The following is an 18,564-nucleotide window of genomic DNA, read 5'->3' as shown; positions in this document are numbered from 1 at the left end:
GTCAGGCGAGACCCGCCTCCCGCATCTGGCGCAGTTCCTTCTTCATCTCGGAGACCTCGTCGCGCAGCCGGGCGGCGATCTCGAACTGCAGCTCGGCGGCGGCGGCGCGCATGCGCTCCGTCATCTCCTCGATCTGCTCGGCGAGTTCGGCCGCGGGGCGGTCCGTGGGCGTCGCGGCGCCGGCCTTGCCCTTGGCGGCCTTGCCGGTCTTCGCTCCCTTGGCCGCCTTGTCGCCGAGCGACGGGACGGGGGCCTTGGCTCCCTTGCCGTCCTTCTGCTTGCGGTAGCCGGAGCCGAGCAGCTGCTCGGTGTCGACCTCCTCACGGGCGATCTGCGCGACGATGTCGTTGATCTTCTTGCGCAGCGGCTGCGGGTCGATGCCGTTGGCCTTGTTGTAGGCGACCTGCTTCTCCCGGCGGCGGTTGGTCTCCTCGATGGCCTTCTCCATCGCCGGGGTGATCTTGTCGGCGTACATGTGGACCTGGCCGGAGACGTTGCGCGCCGCGCGGCCGATGGTCTGGATCAGCGAGGTGCCGGAGCGCAGGAAGCCCTCCTTGTCGGCGTCGAGGATGGCCACCAGGGACACCTCGGGCAGGTCGAGGCCCTCGCGGAGCAGGTTGATGCCGACCAGGACGTCGAACTCGCCGGAGCGCAGCTCGCGCAGCAGCTCGACGCGGCGCAGGGTGTCGACGTCGCTGTGCAGATAGCGCACCTGGATGCCGAGTTCCAGGAAGTAGTCCGTGAGGTCCTCGGCCATCTTCTTGGTGAGCGTGGTGACCAGGACACGCTCGTCCTTCTCGGTGCGCTTGCGGATCTCGTGCACCAGGTCGTCGATCTGGCCCTCGGTGGGCTTGACGACGACCTCCGGGTCGACGAGGCCGGTGGGGCGGATGATCTGCTCGACGACGCCGTCCCCACGGGACAGCTCGTAGGTGCCGGGGGTCGCCGACAGGTAGACCGTCTGGTCGATGCGCTCCTGGAACTCCTCCCACTTCAGGGGGCGGTTGTCCAGGGCGGAGGGCAGCCGGAAGCCGTGCTCGACCAGGGTGCGCTTGCGGGAGGCGTCGCCCTCGTACATGGCGCCGATCTGCGGGACCGTGACGTGCGACTCGTCGATGACGAGCAGGAAGTCGTCCGGGAAGTAGTCCAGCAGGGTGTTGGGCGGGGAGCCGGGCGAGCGGCCGTCGAAGTGCATCGAGTAGTTCTCCACGCCGGAGCAGCTGCCGATCTGGCGGAGCATCTCGATGTCGTACGTGGTGCGCATCCGCAGGCGCTGGGCCTCCAGGAGCTTGCCCTGTTTCTCCAGCTCGGCCAGGCGCTCCCCCAGCTCCTTCTCGATGTCGTTGACGGCCCGCTCCATGCGCTCGGGGCCCGCGACGTAGTGGGAGGCCGGGAAGACGTACAGCTGCTGGTCGTCGCTGATGATCTCGCCGGTGAGCGGGTGGAGCGTGGACAGCGCCTCGATCTCGTCGCCGAACATCTCGATGCGGACGGCCAGCTCCTCGTAGACCGGGAAGATCTCGATGGTGTCGCCGCGGACCCGGAAGGTGCCGCGGGTGAAGGCCACGTCGTTGCGCGTGTACTGGATGTCGACGAAGCGGCGCAGCAGCTCGTCACGGTCGATCTCGTCGCCGACCCGGAGGGGGACCATCCGGTCCACGTACTCCTGCGGGGTACCGAGGCCGTAGATGCAGGACACCGAGGCGACCACGATGACGTCACGGCGGGTGAGCAGCGAGTTCGTCGCCGAGTGGCGCAGGCGCTCAACCTCCTCGTTGATCGAGGAGTCCTTCTCGATGTAGGTGTCCGACTGCGGGACGTAGGCCTCGGGCTGGTAGTAGTCGTAGTACGAGACGAAGTACTCGACCGCGTTGTTCGGGAGGAGCTCGCGGAACTCGTTGGCCAGCTGGGCGGCCAGCGTCTTGTTCGGCGCCATCACGAGGGTGGGGCGCTGGAGCTTCTCGATCATCCACGCGGTGGTGGCGGACTTGCCGGTGCCGGTCGCGCCGAGCAGGACGACGTCCTTCTCACCGGCCTCGATGCGCTTGGCCAGATCGGCGATGGCCGCCGGCTGGTCGCCGCTGGGCTGGTAGGGGCTGACGACCTCGAAGGGCGCCACCGTGCGTTCGATGTGGGAAACGGGCCGCATGGGATCCACCGTACGACCCCGCACTGACAACGGGTCCCGATCAGCGGTTCTGCGGGGTGCGGGAGCCGTGGTGCCGGGGGTCGCGGACCGGCCGGCGGCCGGAGTGGAGCGGCGGGTGGTGGTGCTGGTGCGAGGCCACGGCGGTGGCCGGGACACCCGGCTTGTCCTCGACGTCCCTCCGGGTGGGCCTGCCCATGATCATCAGCGGATCGAACATCACGACGACCCCGGCGAGGAGCAGGAAGGCGAGGGGGCCGATCAGCATCGGCGCGAGCACCGTGGCCGGCGAGCCACCGGTGGCGGAGCCGGAGGTGCCGTGGAGGTGGAGGTGGACGTCGAGGGCGGCCATGCCGGTGTAGTGCATGCCGCTGACGGCGAGGCCCATCACCATGCTCGCCCCGACGCTCCACAGGAAGCCCCGGACCTGTCCGGCGGCCCACAGGGCGGCCGTGGCGGCCACGACCGCTATGACGACGGAGGCGGCGACGGTGAGCGTGTTGTACGAGAGCCGCCCGTCGAAGTGCATGCCCGCCATGCCGAGGTAGTGCATCGAGGCGACGCCCAGACCGGTGATCGTGCCGCCGGTGAACAGGGCGGTGCCGGTGGCGCCCCGGTAGCCGACGATGAAGATCCCGACGCCCACCATGACGATGGCGAGGCCGAGGCTCGCGTAGGTGATCGGCTTGTCGTAGTGGATCGGCGTCTGCTTGATGGTGAAGCCCATCATGGCGACGAAGTGCATGGTCCAGATGCCGGAGCCGATCGCGGCCGAGCCGAGGGCCAGCCAGGCGGGCCGCCAGGAGTGCGTGACCAGCAGGGATCGGGTGGTGCAGCGCAGGCCGAGGGCGCCGCCGAGGCAGGCCATCAGAAAGGCCACCAACGGGGTGACGACCCCGTAGCTGAATCCGTCGACCGTGCCCTGCATGCGCGGCTGCCCTTCCGCCCTCTTGCGTCCCGGAATATCTGAAATGCGCCCCCGTCCCAGGACCGCGACGGCGGTCAGGGTTGACGCAGAGAGTATGACTCCCACCGGAATGGTCGAACGATTTTCCGGCAAAGAAACACGGCCTTGCCCCACTTGTGCGGCACCCGTGTGCGGACTTGGGCGACACCATTCATCGTGTGGGTGTCCTGCGCCCACGTGTCGTTGACTCTCTGCTGTCAAGCTGATGCTGTCGGTAATCGCTCGACGCGAGGAGTCCGCATGTACGCGCGCGCAGCCGCCTCTACGGCCACCGCGATCCTGGGGGCGGCAGCCCTGCTCAGCCCCACCTCCGACGCCCTGGCACGCGAGGCCGGCGAGCCCACGGTGATCGCCCACCGCGGTGCCTCCGCCTACGCTCCCGAGAACACCCTGGCCTCCATCGACAAGGCCGCGCAGCTTGGCTTCACCTGGGTCGAGAACGACGTCCAGCGCACCAAAGACGGCGAACTGGTCGTCATCCACGACGACAGCCTGCGGCGCACCACGAACGTCGAGGACGTCTTCCCGGGCCGGGCGCCCTGGAAGGTGAAGGACTTCACCGCCGCCGAGATCGCCCGGCTGGACGCGGGCAGCTGGTTCTCCCCCGCCTACGTGGGCACGCGCGTGCCCACCCTGGAGCAGTACATGCGCCGGGTCGACCACAACCACGAGAAGCTGCTCCTGGAGATCAAGAACCCCGAGCTGTACCCCGGCATCGAGCAGCAGACCCTGAAGCTGCTCGGCAACGAGGGCTGGCTGGACCGCCGCCACCTCGGGCGGCTGATCGTGCAGAGTTTCGACGCGGACAGCGTGCGTGCCGTGCACAAGCTGAAGCCCGCTCTCACCACCGCCTGCCTCGGCACGCCGTCCGTGGCGCAGCTGCGTCAGTACGCGCGCTTCAGCGATCTGATCAATCCCTCGTACGGGTCGATCTCCGCCGACTACGTCTCCGCCGTGCATGCCCTGACCGGACCGCACGGCAGGCGGCTCCGGGTGTTCGCCTGGACGGTGAACGACGCGGCCACCGCCTGGAAGACCACGGGCTACGGCGTCGACGGGCTCATCACCAACAAACCCGACGTGGTCCGGGCGGCGCTGGGCACCGACTGAGCCGGGGCCGCCTTGTGGCGGGCATTGTCAGTGGCGGGTCGTACGGTGGGCGCATGGAGAGCCATGGGCAGGACGAGCAGCGGGTCGTGTGGGCCGTCGTGGGCACCGGCGTCGGCCCGCTGATGCTGGCGGCGACCCGCGAGGGACTGGTCAACGTCGTCTTCCACGCCACGGACGCGGTGCGTGAGAGGGCTCTGGAGCAGTTGGCGGCCCGACTGGGCGCCGAACCGGTCGAGGACCCGGACTCGCCGCTGCTGGCCGAGGCGATACGGCAGGTCGAGGCGTACTTCGCGGGCGAACGGCACGACTTCGACCTGCCCCTGGACTGGTCGCTGATCTCGGGCTTCAACCGGCAGGTGCTGCGCGAGCTGGCCTCCGGAGTCCCGTACGGCACGGTGGTGGGATACGGCGATCTGGCCGGGCGGGTCGGGCAGCCGGGCGGGGCACAGGCCGTAGGGGCGGCGATGGGTGCCAATCCGCTGCCGGTCGTCGTGCCGTGTCACCGGGTGGTGGAGAGCGACGGCGGCATCGGCGGTTTCGGTGGCGGTCTGGAGGCCAAGCGGAAGCTGCTCGCCCTGGAGGGTGTGCTGCCCGAGCCGCTGTTCTGACGGCGGCGGGTCCGCGCGCCCCGCATGCGACTACGCGTAGTGCCGGGCCTCGAAGATGTTGCCGTCCGGGTCCTGGAAGTAGAAGTTCCGCGTGGCGTTTCCGCGGGCACCGGAGGAGTCGTAGCCGATGTCGGACACCGGGACGCCATGGTCGGCCAGGCGGGCGCGCAGGGCGTCGAAGCCGGCGGACGGCAGGGCCAGACAGACGTGGTTGACGGGGTGGCCCGCGCTGTCGGCGGAGCCGGGGAGCATGTGCATGTGCTCCACGAGGCTGTGCGGCGCGAGGTCCAGGATCGTCTCCTCGTTGACGCGTACGGAGGGGAACGACACCTTTCCCTCGGTGTACTCGGCGACGTTCAGGGGCTCCAGTCCGACGGCGTTCTCGTAGAAACCTGCGGCTGCGACCGGGTCGGCCACCCACAGGACGACGTGGTCGAGACGCGTGGTGTGGTCAGTCATGCCGTCCAGGCTGGTGGCGTCCCCCACAGACGGCAAGCGTTTAGCGGGGTGTGGCGCCCGCCAGAGATGAGGAAGGACCGACGGACAGGAGGCGGGCACGTGGTGCTGGTGGTGTCGGAAGAAGTCCGGGAAGCGATCGACGCGCGGCGGCCGATGGTGGCCCTGGAGTCCACGATCATCGCGCACGGGCTGCCGCGTCCGCGCAATCTCCAGGTGGCGCTGGAGCTGGAGCACGTGGTGCGGCAGGAGGGCGCCGTCCCCGCGACCATCGCCGTCCTGGACGGGCGCCCGCACGTCGGCCTGGACAAGGAGCAGCTGGAGCGGGTCGCCAACGAGGACGGCATCCGCAAGCTGGGCCACCGTGACCTGCCGCTGGCCGTGGCGGCGGGGGCGAGCGGGGCGACGACCGTGTCGGCGACGGCGCAGCTGGCGGCACTGGCGGGTGTCCGGGTGTTCGCCACCGGCGGGCTGGGCGGTGTGCATCGGGAGTGGACGGTGACCCAGGACGAGTCGGCCGACCTGGGCCTGCTCGCGCGGACCCGGATCACGGTGGTGTGCGCGGGCGTGAAGTCGATCCTGGACGTGCCTGCGACCCTGCAGCGGCTGGAGACGCTGGGCGTGGCCGTCGCCGGGTACCGCACCGACCGGTTCCCCGGGTTCTATCTGTCCGACTCCGGGCACCCGGTCGACTGGACGCTGCAGAGCCCGGAAGAGGTCGCCGAGGCCATGCGGGCGCAGGACGGGCTCGACGCGCCGGGGTCGGCGCTCATCGTCGCCAACCCCGTCCCGGAGGCGCAGCAGCTCGATCCGGGGCTGCACGCTCGCGTGCTCGCCGACGCGCTGCGCGCCTGTGAGGAGGAGGGGGTCACCGGGCAGGCGGTCACGCCGTTCCTGCTCGACTTCCTGGTCCGGCACACGGACGGGGCCTCGCTGGACGCCAACCTGGCCGCGGTGCGTGGCAATGTGCGGCTGGCGGCACGGATCGCGGCGGCGTGGACCAGGCAGTGACCGCAGCCCGGGACGGGGCGCTGCTGGTCGTCGGAGACATCGTCACCGACGTCGTCGCCCGGCACCGGGGGCCGCTCGCGACCGGCACCGACACGGCCGCCGCGGTCCGGACCCTGCCGGGTGGCGCGGGCGCCAATGTGGCCTGCTGGGCGGCCCATTCGGGCTGTGCGGACGTACGGCTGCTGGGGCGGGTGGGCGCGGACGCGGCACAGTGGCACGAGCGGGAGCTGGTGGCGGCCGGGGTGCGGCCCCGGCTGGTGGTCGACCGGGAGGCGACGACCGGGACGGTGATCTGCCTCGTCGACACGGGCGCCTCGGCCGAGCGCACGTTTCTTACCGACAGCGGGGCGTCCCTGCGGCTCGAACCTGCCGACTGGTCCGACGCGTTGCTCGACGGGGTCGCCAGGCTGCACCTGTCGGGCTATCTGCTGTTCTCCGAGCCGAGCCGGGCGCTCGCCGAGGTGGCCCTCGCGGCGGCACGCGAGCGTGGGGTGCCGGTCAGTCTGGATCCGGCGTCGGCGGGCTTCCTGCTGGAGTTCGGTGTGGACCGTTTCCTGGCGTTCGCGGAGGGGCTGGACGTGCTGCTGCCCAGCCGGGACGAGGCGTGTCTGCTGACCGGGCTGCCCGAACCGGTGGACGCGGCGGCCAAGTTGAGCCGACTCGTCCCGCTGGTGGTGGCCAAGTCGGGTGTGGCCGGGGCGCTGGTGGCCCGTTCCGGCGCCGTGGTCGCCCGGGTTCCGGCCGTGTCGGCGACCCCGCTGGACACCACGGGCGCCGGCGACGCCTTCACCGGCGCGTTCCTGGCCGCCCTGCTCACGGGCGCGGATCCGGAGGAGGCGGCGGCACAGGGGTGCAGAGCGGGAGCACGAGCGGTGGAACGCGTGGGCGGCAGACCACCGCACCGCAGACCAACACACCGGGGCACCGGCGGCCAGGGGGTGCCTCCTGGCCGACCTGATCCAGAAGTCACCCTCTAGCCTCTGTGCTCAGCCCTTGCGTCCCCACGCCGAGATCATCGGCGCGGTGGCCAGGTCCATGCCACCCGCCTCCACATTGGCCAGGTGGCGGTCGATCTCCTCGTCGGTGGCGAGGCCCGCGGCGACGAGTTGGCCGCGGATCTGGCGGACCGTGGCGGACTCCAGGGCGGCGCAGGCGGGCGAGGTCATGGGGAAGTACGCGTCGGCGGCCACGTCGCGCAGTCCGTCCTCGCGGAGCAGGCGCGGGAGTTTGCGGCCGTACGACAGGTCGGCGCCGCGGTCGGCGAGCAGCTTGCGGAAGCCCTGCCGCAGGCGGTTGGCGAGCCGCTGCTCGGGACCGTACTCGTCGGGGCAGGTCAGGGGCTGAAGGGCCGGGTCGGCGTCCTCGATCAGCAACACTCCGCCGGGCCGCAGTGCGCTGATCATGGAGTGCAACGCCCTTTCCCGGTCCGGGACATGGACGAGGACCAGCCGGGCGTGCACCAGGTCGAAACCGTCCCCCGGCGGCTCCTCGGTGCCCACGTCGTGGATGCGAACCTCGACCGGGGGGCGGGCCACGGCGGCGAGCCGCGAGGTGTCGATGTCGGTCGCGACGACCTGGCCGGTGGGGCCGACCCGCTGGGCGAGCCAGGACACCACGGAGGTGCCGCCGGCCCCCACTTCCCAGCAGCGCCCGCCGGGACCGAGCCCGAGTCCTTCGAGATGCCGGAACGTCACCGGATCGAAGAGGGAGGCGAAGGCGTCGAAGCGCTGTCCTGCCTCGCTCTGCCGGTTGTCCAGGAGGTATCCGTCGGATGGCGTCATGCCGCGATCCTGTCAGTCGCCCGGCTCACCCCGCCCGCCCGGCTCGCCCGCACCGGCCGACGCTTCGTCCACAGGCGGGAACAAAGCGGAACGGGCCGTTCCCACAGGCTTACCCGCGCTTTGCTCCAGGCTGGCACACTTGCCGGGCAAGGCGCGAAGGCGTTGTGCGAGGAGATCCACGCGAGGAGATCCAGATGTCCATGGCAGGGAATCTGCGGAAGGTCACGGGGCTGGGCAGGGTCGGCAGCCTGCGCAAGGTGGCGCGGCTGGCCCGGCGGCGGCCACGCGTGGACCTGAGTCATCCCGCCCGGTCACCGCTGGGTTCCTCCGTGGTGAACTGCGTCACGTACCAGGACGGCGCTCGGGTGCCGGGGTGCACCGACCTGGTGCATGCCGTGGAGATGGTGCGCAAGAGCGGCGAGGGGTTCGTCTGGCTGGGGCTGCACGAGCCGACGGACAGCGAGTTCGCGGGCATCGCCGAACTGTTCGACCTGCACCCGCTGGCGGTGGAGGACGCGGTGGAGGCCCATCAGCGCCCGAAGCTGGAGCGGTACGGGGAGACGCTCTTCGCGGTGTTCAAGACCGTCTGCTACGTGGAGCACGAACAGCTGACGGCGACGAGCGAGGTGGTCGACACCGGCGAGATCATGGTGTTCGTCGGCGAAGACTTCGTCATCACGGTACGGCACGGGCGGCACGGCTCACTCGGGCCGCTGCGCGAGGAGTTGGAGGCGGATCCACAGCAGCTCGCCAAGGGGCCGGCGGCGGTGCTGCACGCGATCGCCGACCATGTCGTGGACGACTACCTGACCGTCACGGACGCGGTGCAGGCCGACATCGACCAGGTCGAGACGGACGTGTTCTCGGAGAACGGCGCACGGGCCGATCCGGGGCGCATCTACCAGATGAAGCGTGAACTCCTCGAGCTGAAGCGGGCGGTGGTGCCGCTCGCCCGCCCGGTGGAGGATCTGGCGACCCGGCCGATCCGGGTGGTCGACCCAGAGATACAGGCCTACTTCAGGGACGTGCTCGACCATCTGATGCGAGCCAAGGAGCAGATAGCCGCGTTCGACGAGCTGCTCAACTCCATCCTGCAGGCGCATCTCGCGCAGGTGACGGTCGCGCAGAACGAGGACATGCGCAAGATCACGGCCTGGGCCGCGGTGATCGCCGTACCGACGATGGTGTGCGGGGTCTACGGCATGAACTTCGACCACATGCCGGAGCTGCACTGGCGGTTCGGCTATCCGCTCGTGATGGGTGTGATGGCGGCGGCCTGTCTCACGCTGTACCGGGGCTTCAGGCGCAACGGCTGGCTCTGACCTCTCACACCGAGAAGGCCACGACCTTCCGCGGCACGACCTTGATGATCACTCGGACCTCGTCGTCCTTCTCGGCCGGCGGGTCGATCCCGAGGTACTTGTGCGACAGCTCCTGCGGGAGCCGTTTGCCCTCGTCCGGCAGGATCTCGGCGACGCCTCGGATCTCGGCGGAGTGGTAGGGGTTGGCCAGGTCGAAGACCGTCAGGCTGATGCGCGGGTCACGGGAGAGGTTGCGCACCTTCTGCCGACCGCCGGTGGACGAGAAGAGCACGGTGTCGCCCTCGCGCTTGATCCAGACCACCGAGTTCTGCGGAGCGCCGTCGGGGCCGAGGGTGGCGACGCTGGCGAAGTTCTTGCCGTCGAGCAGGGCGCGGACGGAGTCGTCGAGGGCGACGGGAGCGCCGGAGGAGGTCGTCATGCCGCCACTCTAGTTACATGCACGTGCACAGAAAAGGGGGTTTTGCCGAACCTCTCGGATCAGCTCGGATCAGCTCGGATCAGCCGTTCCAGGCGGGGTGACGAGGATCGTCGGCGCGCACGAGGACGTCGGCCGTGCCGGCCGGGTCGGTCTCGCCCTCGTAGCGCTCGAAGGCGGGGAGCATCCAGTGGTCGGCCTCCGGGGTACGGCGGCGCAGGGCGCCCTGGGAAAGGAGGACGTGGACGGTCAGGTCGAAGGGGAACCAGTGCCGCAGGAGAAGGGGGCCATGGAGCAACAGGATCCCGCCGGGCGGGAGTTGGACGTAGGGGCTGCGGGTGGCGCGGTCGGTGACCGGGTCCCACAGGTCGGGCAGGACGCGGCCGCTGCCACCGGGGTCGAGCGGGCCGAAGACCTCGCGCCACAGGGCGCCGGTGTCGAACCAGCCGCCGTAGTACGACTCCGCGTCCCGTCGCCCGTGTTCCAGGCGGAGGGAGGCAGGGCGCAGAAAGCCCTCGGCGCCGACGACGAGCGAGGGACGGCCGCGCACGCGCAGCGCCTCGGCGACGAGTTCGGCGAGGTCCCCCGGACGGGCGGCCGGTGCCCCGTCGAAGCCGGCGCGCGGCCAGGCACCCCCGTCGGCCGGCTCCAGCTCGAGCAGCCGGTCGGCGAGCAGCTCGGCAAGCCGGTCCCAGGTGATCGCTTCGAGTCGCACAGCCCCCATGATGCCGGGCGGGGTCGGCGGGCGAGACCGGCAGGGTGGGCGAGGGCCACCGGGACGGCCGTCCGGCTCCACGCCCAGGGCCGTCGGCGCGCACCGGCGGTTTCCGGCGGACACGGGAAGGCTCGCCCGCGGTCACGAGAGGGCTCCCCCGCGGTCACGAGAACGCGGTGACGGGCCCGTCGACCGGGTGATGCTCACGCCCGCCAGACACCGGGGACGCGGCGGGGCTCCGAACCGGCCGGCACCGTCTGGGCGGAGAGCTCCTCCTTCTCCCCCCGGGGTGGGAGCGGTGCGGGGAGACGGGGAAAGAAGCGCGTATGGCACGTTCTTCAACTCCTCTGGTCCCCGCTGGACTTGTCGCCGTCCAGCCCCTGCGGAGCAAGCGCTGCGCCGGGTGCCGGCGGGGGCCGCTCTCGCTGCTCGTGCTGGAGGACGGGGCACCGCGCTGCCTCGACTGCGCCGACCTGGGGCACCTGGTGTTCCTGCCGCGCGGCGACACGGCGCTGACCCGCCGGGCGCGGGAGGAGAGCACGCTGTCGGTGGTGGTCGTGCGGTTCAACCGGCGCAAGAGCCGCTACGAACGGCAAGGCGTTCTCGTGGAGGAGGCGGCGCTGGCCCGGGCCGAGGCACGGTGTCTGGCGGACGCCGAGGCGCGGCGCCGGCGGCGGGCCCGGGACGCCCGGTGCAGGGCGGCGGAGGACGAGCGGTTCGCGGCGGCGTTCGCGGCAGAGATCCTGCGGCTGTTTCCGGGGTGCCCGGCCGAGCGGGCCCGGGCGATCGCGGCGCACGCGTCGATGCGGGGCAGCGGGCGGGTCGGGCGCAGTGCGGCCGGGCGGGCGCTGTCGGAGGGGGCGGTGATCTCGGCGGTCGTGGCGGCCGTACGGCACGTGGACACGCCGTACGACCAGCTTCTGATGAGCGGGGTGCCGAGGTTCGAGGCGCGGCGGCGGATCGCGGTGGCCGTGGAGAGCGTGCTGCGGGGGTGGGGAGAGGAGGCCGACGTCGGCTGAGGGCGCGGCAGCAGCGCAGGGGCTGGACGCTCGCGCATGGCCCCGCGTCCCTCAGCCATGGTGGCCTCGGCGTGCCGCGCATTCACTGGAAGGGAAGTGCTGAAGCCGGGCCTCGGCCCGGGACGAGACGAGCTGGGAGTGGGGTGTGACCGTGATCGATGGGCCGTTCTTCGTGCTGGCCGTGCTGGGTGTGCTGGGGACCGGGCTGGTGGCCGGGGTGTTCTGCGGGTTCTCGACCTTCGTGATGCGCGGGCTGGCCGCGCTGCCTCCCGCGCAGGGCGTCGCCGCGATGAAGGCGATCAACGTGGCCGCCGTGCGGCCCGCCTTCATGCTGGTGTTCATCGGCTCCGCGGTGCTGTGCGCGACGACCGCGGTGGTGACGTTCGTGGTATGGCCGGGCGAGGGGAAGGCGGCGCTGCTGCTGGGCAGCGGGCTGTACCTGTTCGGGTCCTTCGGGCTGACCATGGTCGCGAACGTGCCCCGCAACGACAGGCTGGCCGGAATGACCCCGGGCAGCCCCGAGGCCACGGCGTACTGGCCGCAGTACGTGCGCGAGTGGACGTTCTGGAACCACATACGCACGGCCGCCTCCGCCGCGGCCGCCGTCGGGTACGTGCTGGCCCTTGCCTGAGCCTCCGCTGTGAGGGATCGGGGAGCCGGCGGGCCGGGCGCTGAGGGAACAGCGTCAGAAAGCGCTGTCCGCCACTCTGCGTGCGTGTCGGGGTGGACGTATCGTGGCCGAAAGAGTGCCGCCCGATGACGCACGGCCCGTCGCACATCGAGTACCCCGGTACACGTACGCGAGGAAGACGACCATGGCCGATCCCAAGGGGTTCATGACCACGCCGCGCCAGGAGTGGCCGCGGCGGCCCGTCGAGGAGCGGGTCCGGGACTGGGACGAGGTCTACGTCCCGGGAGCGCTGCTGCCGATCATCAGCAAGCAGGCGGACCGCTGCATGGACTGCGGCATCCCGTTCTGCCACGATGCCTGCCCGCTGGGCAATCTGATCCCCGAGTGGAACGACCTGGTCTCCCGCGAGGACTGGCGTGCGGCGAGCGACCGGCTGCACGCGACGAACAACTTCCCCGAGTTCACCGGGAGGCTGTGTCCGGCGCCCTGCGAGGCCGGGTGCGTGCTGGCGATCAACCAGCCGGCCGTCACCATCAAGAACGTCGAGTGCGCGATCGCCGACCGGGCCTGGGAGGAGGGTTTCGCCCTGCCGCGGCCGCCGGACCGGCTGTCGGGGAAGACCGTCGCGGTGATCGGCTCCGGGCCGACCGGGCTCGCCGCGGCGCAGCAGCTGACCCGGGCCGGACACACCGTCGCCGTGTACGAACGGAACGACCGGATCGGGGGGCTGCTGCGGTACGGCATCCCCGAGTTCAAGATGGAGAAGCGGCATCTGGAGCGGCGGCTCGAGCAGATGCGGGCCGAGGGGACGAGGTTCCGTACGTCGACGGCGATCGGGCGGGATGTCCCGGCGGACGTTCTGCGGACCCGCTACGACGCGGTGGTGCTGGCCACGGGCGCGACGGCGTGGCGGGAACTTCCCGTACCGGGCCGGGAGTTGACCGGGATACACCAGGCGATGGAGTACCTGCCGCTGGCCAACCGGGTGTGCGAGGGGGATCTGGAGGTCTCGCCGCTGTCCGCGGCCGGAAAGCATGTGGTGATCGTGGGCGGCGGCGACACCGGGGCGGACTGTCTGGGGACCGCGGTGCGCGAGGGAGCCGCGTCGGTGACCCAGCTGGACATCTACGCGCAGCCGGGTACCGAGCGCGACGAGGAGGCCGAGCCGTGGCCGACGTACCCGAAGCTCTACCGGCTGTCCGCCGCGCACGAGGAGGCGCGGGACCTGCGGACGGCTCCGGCGGCGGACGCGGACGCGCGGCTGTTCGCGGCGTCCACGCTCCGCTTCGCCGGGGACGACAGCGGGCATGTGCGGTCGTTGCACCTGGTCGAGGTGGACGAGCGACGGCAGCCGGTGCAGGGCACCGGGCGGACACTGCCCGCCGACCTGGTGCTGCTCGCCCTCGGTTTCTCCGGGCCCGACCGGGAGGACGGGCTGGTCGATCAGCTGGGGCTGATGATGGAGCCGCGAGGCACGATCGCCCGCGACGACGGCTTCGCGACCAACGTCGCCGGCGTGTTCGCAGCCGGGGACGCGGCACGTGGGCAGTCGCTCGTCGTGTGGGCGATCGCGGAGGGGCGGGCGGTGGCGGCAGCCGTGGACCGCTACCTGACGGGGAGTTCACGGCTGCCGGCGCCGATCTCGCCACGTGACCGGCCGATGGCGGTGTAAGGAGGCGGCACTGAAGACGTTGTGCGGGGTGCTGCCACCAGGGCGAGAGTCATAAAGGAGTTGAAGTTGAAGTTGAGCAAGAGGCAATAAGCATCAGGGGGTTCAGGAGAGCAGGAAGTCGGCCTCCCCCGCCTTGGCGCCCTCGATGAACGCGGTCATCTCGTCCGTGGTGTAGATCAGCGCCGGTCCGTCCGGGTCGGTCGACTGCCGTACGGCTATCCGGCCGTCGGCGAGCTTCATCGCCTCCAGGCAGTTTCCGCCGTTGCCGCCGCTCCAGGGCTTGTGCCACCCCTCGCTGCCCAACTCCCGTGCGGGCATGCCGTTGTAGACGCGAGTGCGCGGCTCGATGCGATCCATTCACAGCTCCTTGCGGAGATCCTGGAGGATCTCCTTCGTACGTTGTGCCGTGGCGGCCTGAGCCGCCATGCGGTCCATGACCTCCAGGTGGGTCGCCACCTCGGAGCGCGCGTCCAGGTAGACCGCGCCGGTCAGGTACTCGCTGTAGACCATGTCCGGGAGTTCCGACATGGCGAATCGGAACAGGACGAACGGTCCGTACGTCCCCGGGTGGGGCCCGTTGGCGAACGGGGCGACCTGGAGCGTCACATGCGGCAATGTCGTGGCCTCGAGCAACTTGTCGATCTGCCTGCGCATCACCTCCGGGCCGCCGACCGGGCGGCGCAGGGCCGTCTCGTCCATCACCGCCCAGAAACGGGGGGCGTCGGTACGAGTGAGCAGTTCCTGGCGTTGCATGCGCAGCGCGACATGGCGCTCGATGTCGTCGGGGCTGGTCTGGCCGATGGCACCCGACTTCAGCACCCCGCGCGCGTAGTCCTCGGTCTGCAGCAGGCCCGGGACGAAGTGCGGCTCGTAGGAGCGGATGAGGCCGGCCGCGCCCTCCAGGCTGACGTACATCGAGAACCAGCCCGGCAGGATGTCGTGGAACCGCTGCCACCAGCCGGGTCTGTTGGCCTCCTCGGCCAGTCGGACGAAGACGTCGGCCTCGTCGTCGGGAACTCCGTAGGCCTTCAGCAGCAGTTGTACATACGGGATCTTGAGGGCGACCTCGGCCATCTCCATACGGCGGATGGTGGCGGGGGCGACACGGAGCACACGGGCGGCCTCCTCGCGCTTCAACCCGGCGCGTTCCCGCAGGTCCAGCAGGCGCCGGCCGAGGACCACCTGGCCCACGGTCGGCGCGGACCGCGGCTCGCTCACGCTCCCACCTCCGACACAAGAGTCCGCTCCGGCAAAAGAATCCCGACAGCCCTGCGGCGCCGTTCGAAGACTCATTCGAACGATCCGGCCGGATCGCCGACGGTCCCAATTGGCGCCGCTCGAGGTGCTGTTGCGAGCAGTGTGCCACGGCCATTGACCGAGTCACACAGCACTCTGCATTTTTCAGAGTGACACTTGCCAAGTGTCCACACCGGGGAGATAGTGGCAAGCGTGATTCCGTCCGCACCCTTAGGAACAGACGCCGCCGCAGACCGTCTTGGTCTCGGTGCGGCAACGGGAGCAGCCCCTGGTGGGGGCGCTGCCGAGCGCCGGTTCCGCTTCGAGCTGGCCGCACATCCGGGTTCACCCGCCCAGGCGAGACGCCTGACGCACGCCCGGCTGACCGGCTGGTCGGTGTGCGCGGACACCTGTGACAACGCGGCCCTCGTCATATCCGAGCTGGTCACCAACGCGATCGTGCACACCGCGAGCAGTCGCGTGGTGTGCGAGCTGCACGACCACGACGACACGGTGCGCATAGCCGTGCGTGACGAGGGCTGTGCGCCCGGCGAGCCCCACCCGTCCCCGCAGCGCCCCGATGAGGAGCACGGGAGGGGGTTGCTCCTCGTCGACGCACTGTGCCAGGCCTGGGGTGCCCAGGAGCACGGGCCGGGGCTGCTGGTCTGGGCCGAGCTGGCCCGCCAGACCGACGCGGCCCGCGGCACGGTGGAACCGTGCAACGACCTGGGCTGGGGTGCCCGCCCCAAGCCGGGCGGCCCGCCGCCCGGTCCGGGCGACGAGGAAGAGGCACAGGCCCGGCACGGGGCCCCGGAGCAGCGGCGCGCCTGGGAGCGGCCGTGAGCGGCGCCGAGGTGTCCGGTCGGCCGCTCGGTCTGGACACTCTGGTGCGCCTCGGACGCCGGCAGCACACGCCGGCACAGGTCCGCCGCCTGCCGGTGCCGGAAGGTATGACGTCACCGCTGGGCTGTGACGCCGTGGCCGTACCCGACCGCCTCGGGCCGCTGATCGTCCCGCGGCTGCCGCGGGTGGGCTGTGTGTACGCCGACGGCGCGCACTGGTGGTGGATCGTTCCGTCGGACTCCGACTACGCCCTCCCCTGGCCGGCCCCCGCCCTCTACGCCCCGGGCGCCCTGGTCCCCGTCACCGCCCGCCTGATCCACCGCCCCGAGGGCACGGTCCCCTACACCCCGCCGATCCCCCTGTACCTGGCCCTGTGCCGGGTGACGGGAACCACACCGGACTGGTCCCGAGCCGTTTCGGCGTGACGCTGCGCCGGCTCTGGCCGGTGGGGTGGGATGAGCTGCGGGACCCTTGAGCGGGGACTTTCACCAGGGGCCCTTCACCTGACCTCACCGCCGGGAGGGCTGAGCAGGGTTCTCGCTCAGCAGACACCACAGCCCGCACCCCCTTCACGCCCCCCGGTACCCCCTCTCGCGCCCTGCCCCACCACCGGCCCGCCCGCGATAGTGGCCGTTCGGTCATGGGCCGGGGTGGAGGGGCGCGGTGCGGAAGAAGCGCGAGGCGGGTGGGCCTGAGGTCTCGGGATCGGAGCGGCTGCTGTTCGGGGGGCCGCTGCGGTACGACATGGGGTGGAACGAGCATGCGGACGCCTTTCTGGAGCTGAGCTTCCGGGCGATGATGGTCCGGTTGCCCGGCATGCTGGCGTCCAGCCTGCGGCTGGCCCGGCAGGCGGACCCGCGGGCGGCACGGATCGTGCTGGCCGCCGAGGTGGGCCGGGGCGCGGCCCAGGCGGTGAGCCTGCTGGCCGTGAACAGCGCGCTCGGGAAGCTGCTGGCCGGTCCCGACATCGCGCAGCGGCTGCGCGCGGCCGCCCCCGCCCTGGTGGTCATGGCCGCCGTGATGCTGGTCGCGGCGCTGCTGCGGGCCGCCTCGACGTATGCCACCGGACGGCTGGAGCCCAAGGTGGAGCGGGTGGCGACCGAGCTGTATCTGGAGCGGGCGGCGAACGTGGAGCTGGCCGCGATCGAGGACCACGCCTTCCACAAGCTGCTGGACACGGCCCAGTACGGCGCCCGGTCCGCGCGCAGCATGATCTCCTACGGCGCCCGGGTCATCAACGCGGTGATCTCCCTGATCGCCGCGGCCGGTGTGCTCACCGTGCTGCATCCGGCGCTGCTGCCGCTGCTGGTCACCATGACCCTGCCCAGCGCCTGGGGCGCCCTGACCAACGCCCGTCGCCGCTACGAGTCCTTCCACACCTGGGTGCAGCACGCGCGCGCCGGCCATCTGATCGGCAACCTGCTCACCGAGCCGGCCGCGGCACCGGAGATCCGGGTGCACGGAGTCGGCCCGTTCCTGCTGCGGCACTTCCGCTCCATGTCGGAGACGGCGGAGGCGGAGCAGGCCCGGCTGTCCCGGCTGGCAGCCCGGACCGGTCTGATCGCGGCCGCCTGGACGGGGCTCGCGACCGTCGCGACGTACGCCACGCTGGGCGCGCTGCTGCTGGGCGGCGCGATGGCCCTGTCCGTGGCCGGTACGGCGGTGATCGCGATCCGTACCGGGTCGACGAGCCTGGACACGCTGGTGCTGGAGATCAACGAGCTGCACGAGGAGGCCCTGTTCGTCGGCGATCTGCAGCGGCTGTACACCGAGGCGGCCGAGCGGGCGATCCCGTCCGGCGGGCTGCCGCTGCCCGAGGACCCGCGGGAGATCCGGTTCGAGAACGTCACGTTCAGCTATCCGGGTGACGCGGCCCGCCCCGCCCTCGACGACGTGAGTCTCACGCTCCCGCTGGGCCGGATCATCGCGCTCGTCGGTGAGAACGGCTCGGGCAAGACCACCCTGGTCAAGCTGCTCGCGGGCCTGTACACACCGGCCCGGGGCCGGATCCTGTGGGACGGTGTCGACGCGGCGAGCGCCGACCGGCGGCTGCTCGCCGAGCGCGTCGCGATGGTGGCCCAGGACTTCAAGCGCTGGCCGTTCACCGCCCGGGTGAACGTGGCCGTCGGCCGTTCCTCCGCACCCCTGACCGAGGAGCGCCTGGCCGCGTCGATCGCCGAGGCGGGGGCCGAGGAGGTGGTCGCCGACCTGCCGCGCGGCCTGGACACGCTGCTGGCCCGCAACTTCAGCGGCGGGCACGAGCTGTCGGGCGGCCAGTGGCAGCGCCTCGGCATCGCCCGGGCGGCCTACCGGCGCGGGCGCATCCTGATCGTGGACGAGCCGACGGCGGCGCTGGACGCGCGGGCCGAGCTGGAGGTGTTCGACAAGATCCGGGCGCTGGCGGGCAGCGGTCAGACGGTCGTTCTGATCACCCACCGGCTGGCCTCGGTCCGCCACGCCGATCTGGTGCACGTCCTGGAACACGGGCGGCTGGTGGAGTCCGGCACTCCGGAGGAACTCCTGGCCAGGGGTGGTGTCTACGCGGAGCTGTACGCGCTGCAGGCGGAGCAGTTCACGGCGCGGGTGCCGACCCCGAAGCCGACCTGAGCCGCCTCACTCCGTGCCCCTCACC

General features: G+C 71.3%; 19 protein-coding genes. 11 read left to right on the top strand and 8 right to left on the bottom strand.

The features are described from left to right. Position 1: 1 nt before the first annotated feature. Both uvrB and CRP49_RS24215 read right to left on the bottom strand, forming a co-directional pair. Positions 2–2,149: an excinuclease ABC subunit UvrB gene (gene uvrB / locus CRP49_RS24220; RefSeq protein WP_097255286.1), complete on the bottom strand. Its 2,148-nt coding sequence runs from the start codon at positions 2,147–2,149 to the stop codon at positions 2–4. A gap of 40 nt (positions 2,150–2,189) precedes the next feature. Further along, on the bottom strand, positions 2,190–3,074 hold the full coding sequence (locus CRP49_RS24215) for an MHYT domain-containing protein (RefSeq protein WP_097255285.1): 885 nt from the start codon (positions 3,072–3,074) through the stop codon (positions 2,190–2,192). Between the two features lie 279 nt (positions 3,075–3,353). Between CRP49_RS24215 and CRP49_RS24210 the strand changes: the two genes are divergently transcribed. Further along, a complete protein-coding gene (locus CRP49_RS24210) occupies positions 3,354–4,223 on the top strand; it encodes a glycerophosphodiester phosphodiesterase family protein (RefSeq protein WP_097255284.1) in 870 nt (289 codons plus the stop codon). A gap of 53 nt (positions 4,224–4,276) precedes the next feature. Continuing rightward, complete coding sequence (locus CRP49_RS24205) at positions 4,277–4,831, top strand: methylated-DNA--[protein]-cysteine S-methyltransferase (protein ID WP_097255283.1); 555 nt, start codon at positions 4,277–4,279, stop codon at positions 4,829–4,831. Positions 4,832–4,861: 30 nt separating this feature from the next. Here the strand turns inward: CRP49_RS24205 and CRP49_RS24200 are convergent, their stop codons facing one another. Further along, positions 4,862–5,290 carry a VOC family protein gene (locus CRP49_RS24200; RefSeq protein WP_097255282.1) on the bottom strand — a complete coding sequence of 143 codons (429 nt, stop codon included), beginning with the start codon at positions 5,288–5,290 and terminating at the stop codon, positions 4,862–4,864. Positions 5,291–5,392: 102 nt separating this feature from the next. On the opposite strand from CRP49_RS24200, the gene CRP49_RS24195 reads away from it, so the two are divergent. Then, positions 5,393–6,298 (top strand): pseudouridine-5'-phosphate glycosidase, encoded by a 906-nt coding sequence (locus CRP49_RS24195; RefSeq protein WP_097257515.1) that lies wholly within the window; start codon positions 5,393–5,395, stop codon positions 6,296–6,298. Then, complete coding sequence (locus tag CRP49_RS24190; protein WP_097255281.1) at positions 6,283–7,275, top strand: carbohydrate kinase family protein; 993 nt, start codon at positions 6,283–6,285, stop codon at positions 7,273–7,275. Before CRP49_RS24195 ends, CRP49_RS24190 begins: the two co-directional genes overlap by 16 nt. A 9-nt stretch (positions 7,276–7,284) precedes the next feature. Here CRP49_RS24190 and CRP49_RS24185 read toward each other — a convergent pair whose 3' ends face one another. Continuing rightward, positions 7,285–8,079 carry a methyltransferase domain-containing protein gene (locus CRP49_RS24185; RefSeq protein ID WP_097255280.1) on the bottom strand — a complete coding sequence of 265 codons (795 nt, stop codon included), beginning with the start codon at positions 8,077–8,079 and terminating at the stop codon, positions 7,285–7,287. A gap of 194 nt (positions 8,080–8,273) precedes the next feature. Here CRP49_RS24185 and corA point away from each other — a divergent pair, with 194 nt between their 5' ends. Continuing rightward, a complete protein-coding gene (corA, locus tag CRP49_RS24180; protein ID WP_097255279.1) occupies positions 8,274–9,401 on the top strand; it encodes a magnesium/cobalt transporter CorA in 1,128 nt (375 codons plus the stop codon). Positions 9,402–9,405: 4 nt separating this feature from the next. Here corA and CRP49_RS24175 read toward each other — a convergent pair whose 3' ends face one another. Both CRP49_RS24175 and CRP49_RS24170 read right to left on the bottom strand, forming a co-directional pair. Beyond that, positions 9,406–9,819 carry a PPOX class F420-dependent oxidoreductase gene (locus CRP49_RS24175; protein WP_097255278.1) on the bottom strand — a complete coding sequence of 138 codons (414 nt, stop codon included), beginning with the start codon at positions 9,817–9,819 and terminating at the stop codon, positions 9,406–9,408. Positions 9,820–9,898: 79 nt separating this feature from the next. Beyond that, the gene (locus tag CRP49_RS24170; protein ID WP_097255277.1) at positions 9,899–10,531 is read right to left on the bottom strand and encodes a uridine kinase; all 633 of its coding nucleotides are present in this window, start codon (positions 10,529–10,531) and stop codon (positions 9,899–9,901) included. Positions 10,532–10,857: 326 nt separating this feature from the next. Between CRP49_RS24170 and CRP49_RS24165 the strand changes: the two genes are divergently transcribed. The 3 genes from CRP49_RS24165 to CRP49_RS24155 all read left to right on the top strand — a co-directional run bounded on the left by CRP49_RS24165 (position 10,858) and on the right by CRP49_RS24155 (position 13,853). Beyond that, positions 10,858–11,550, top strand: a complete 693-nt coding sequence (locus CRP49_RS24165) for a DUF2293 domain-containing protein (protein ID WP_097255276.1) — start codon at positions 10,858–10,860, stop codon at positions 11,548–11,550. 151 nt (positions 11,551–11,701) lie between these two features. Beyond that, positions 11,702–12,181 (top strand): DUF1772 domain-containing protein, encoded by a 480-nt coding sequence (locus CRP49_RS24160; protein ID WP_097257514.1) that lies wholly within the window; start codon positions 11,702–11,704, stop codon positions 12,179–12,181. Positions 12,182–12,365: 184 nt separating this feature from the next. Next, positions 12,366–13,853 carry a glutamate synthase subunit beta gene (locus tag CRP49_RS24155; protein WP_097255275.1) on the top strand — a complete coding sequence of 496 codons (1,488 nt, stop codon included), beginning with the start codon at positions 12,366–12,368 and terminating at the stop codon, positions 13,851–13,853. Positions 13,854–13,955: 102 nt separating this feature from the next. Here the strand turns inward: CRP49_RS24155 and CRP49_RS24150 are convergent, their stop codons facing one another. Further along, positions 13,956–14,210 carry a DUF397 domain-containing protein gene (locus CRP49_RS24150; protein WP_094214850.1) on the bottom strand — a complete coding sequence of 85 codons (255 nt, stop codon included), beginning with the start codon at positions 14,208–14,210 and terminating at the stop codon, positions 13,956–13,958. Then, a complete protein-coding gene (locus CRP49_RS24145) occupies positions 14,211–15,071 on the bottom strand; it encodes a helix-turn-helix transcriptional regulator (protein WP_097255274.1) in 861 nt (286 codons plus the stop codon). Between the two features lie 222 nt (positions 15,072–15,293). Here CRP49_RS24145 and CRP49_RS24140 point away from each other — a divergent pair, with 222 nt between their 5' ends. From CRP49_RS24140 to CRP49_RS24130, 3 genes are all read left to right on the top strand, one after another. Beyond that, positions 15,294–15,932 (top strand): ATP-binding protein, encoded by a 639-nt coding sequence (locus CRP49_RS24140; RefSeq protein ID WP_097255273.1) that lies wholly within the window; start codon positions 15,294–15,296, stop codon positions 15,930–15,932. Then, positions 15,929–16,357 carry a hypothetical protein gene (locus CRP49_RS24135; protein ID WP_179851740.1) on the top strand — a complete coding sequence of 143 codons (429 nt, stop codon included), beginning with the start codon at positions 15,929–15,931 and terminating at the stop codon, positions 16,355–16,357. The genes CRP49_RS24140 and CRP49_RS24135 overlap by 4 nt, the downstream gene beginning before the upstream one ends. 238 nt (positions 16,358–16,595) lie before the next feature. Then, entirely contained in the window at positions 16,596–18,539 is a 1,944-nt protein-coding gene (locus tag CRP49_RS24130) for an ABC transporter ATP-binding protein (protein ID WP_097255272.1), read from the top strand. Positions 18,540–18,564 lie beyond the last annotated feature (25 nt).

This window comes from Streptomyces sp. Ag109_G2-15 (genome assembly GCF_900215565.1).
Lineage (GTDB): Bacteria > Actinomycetota > Actinomycetes > Streptomycetales > Streptomycetaceae > Streptomyces > Streptomyces diastatochromogenes.
The sequence above is the reverse complement of the archived record's forward strand: the minus strand, read 5'-3'. Positions and strand labels throughout refer to the sequence as shown.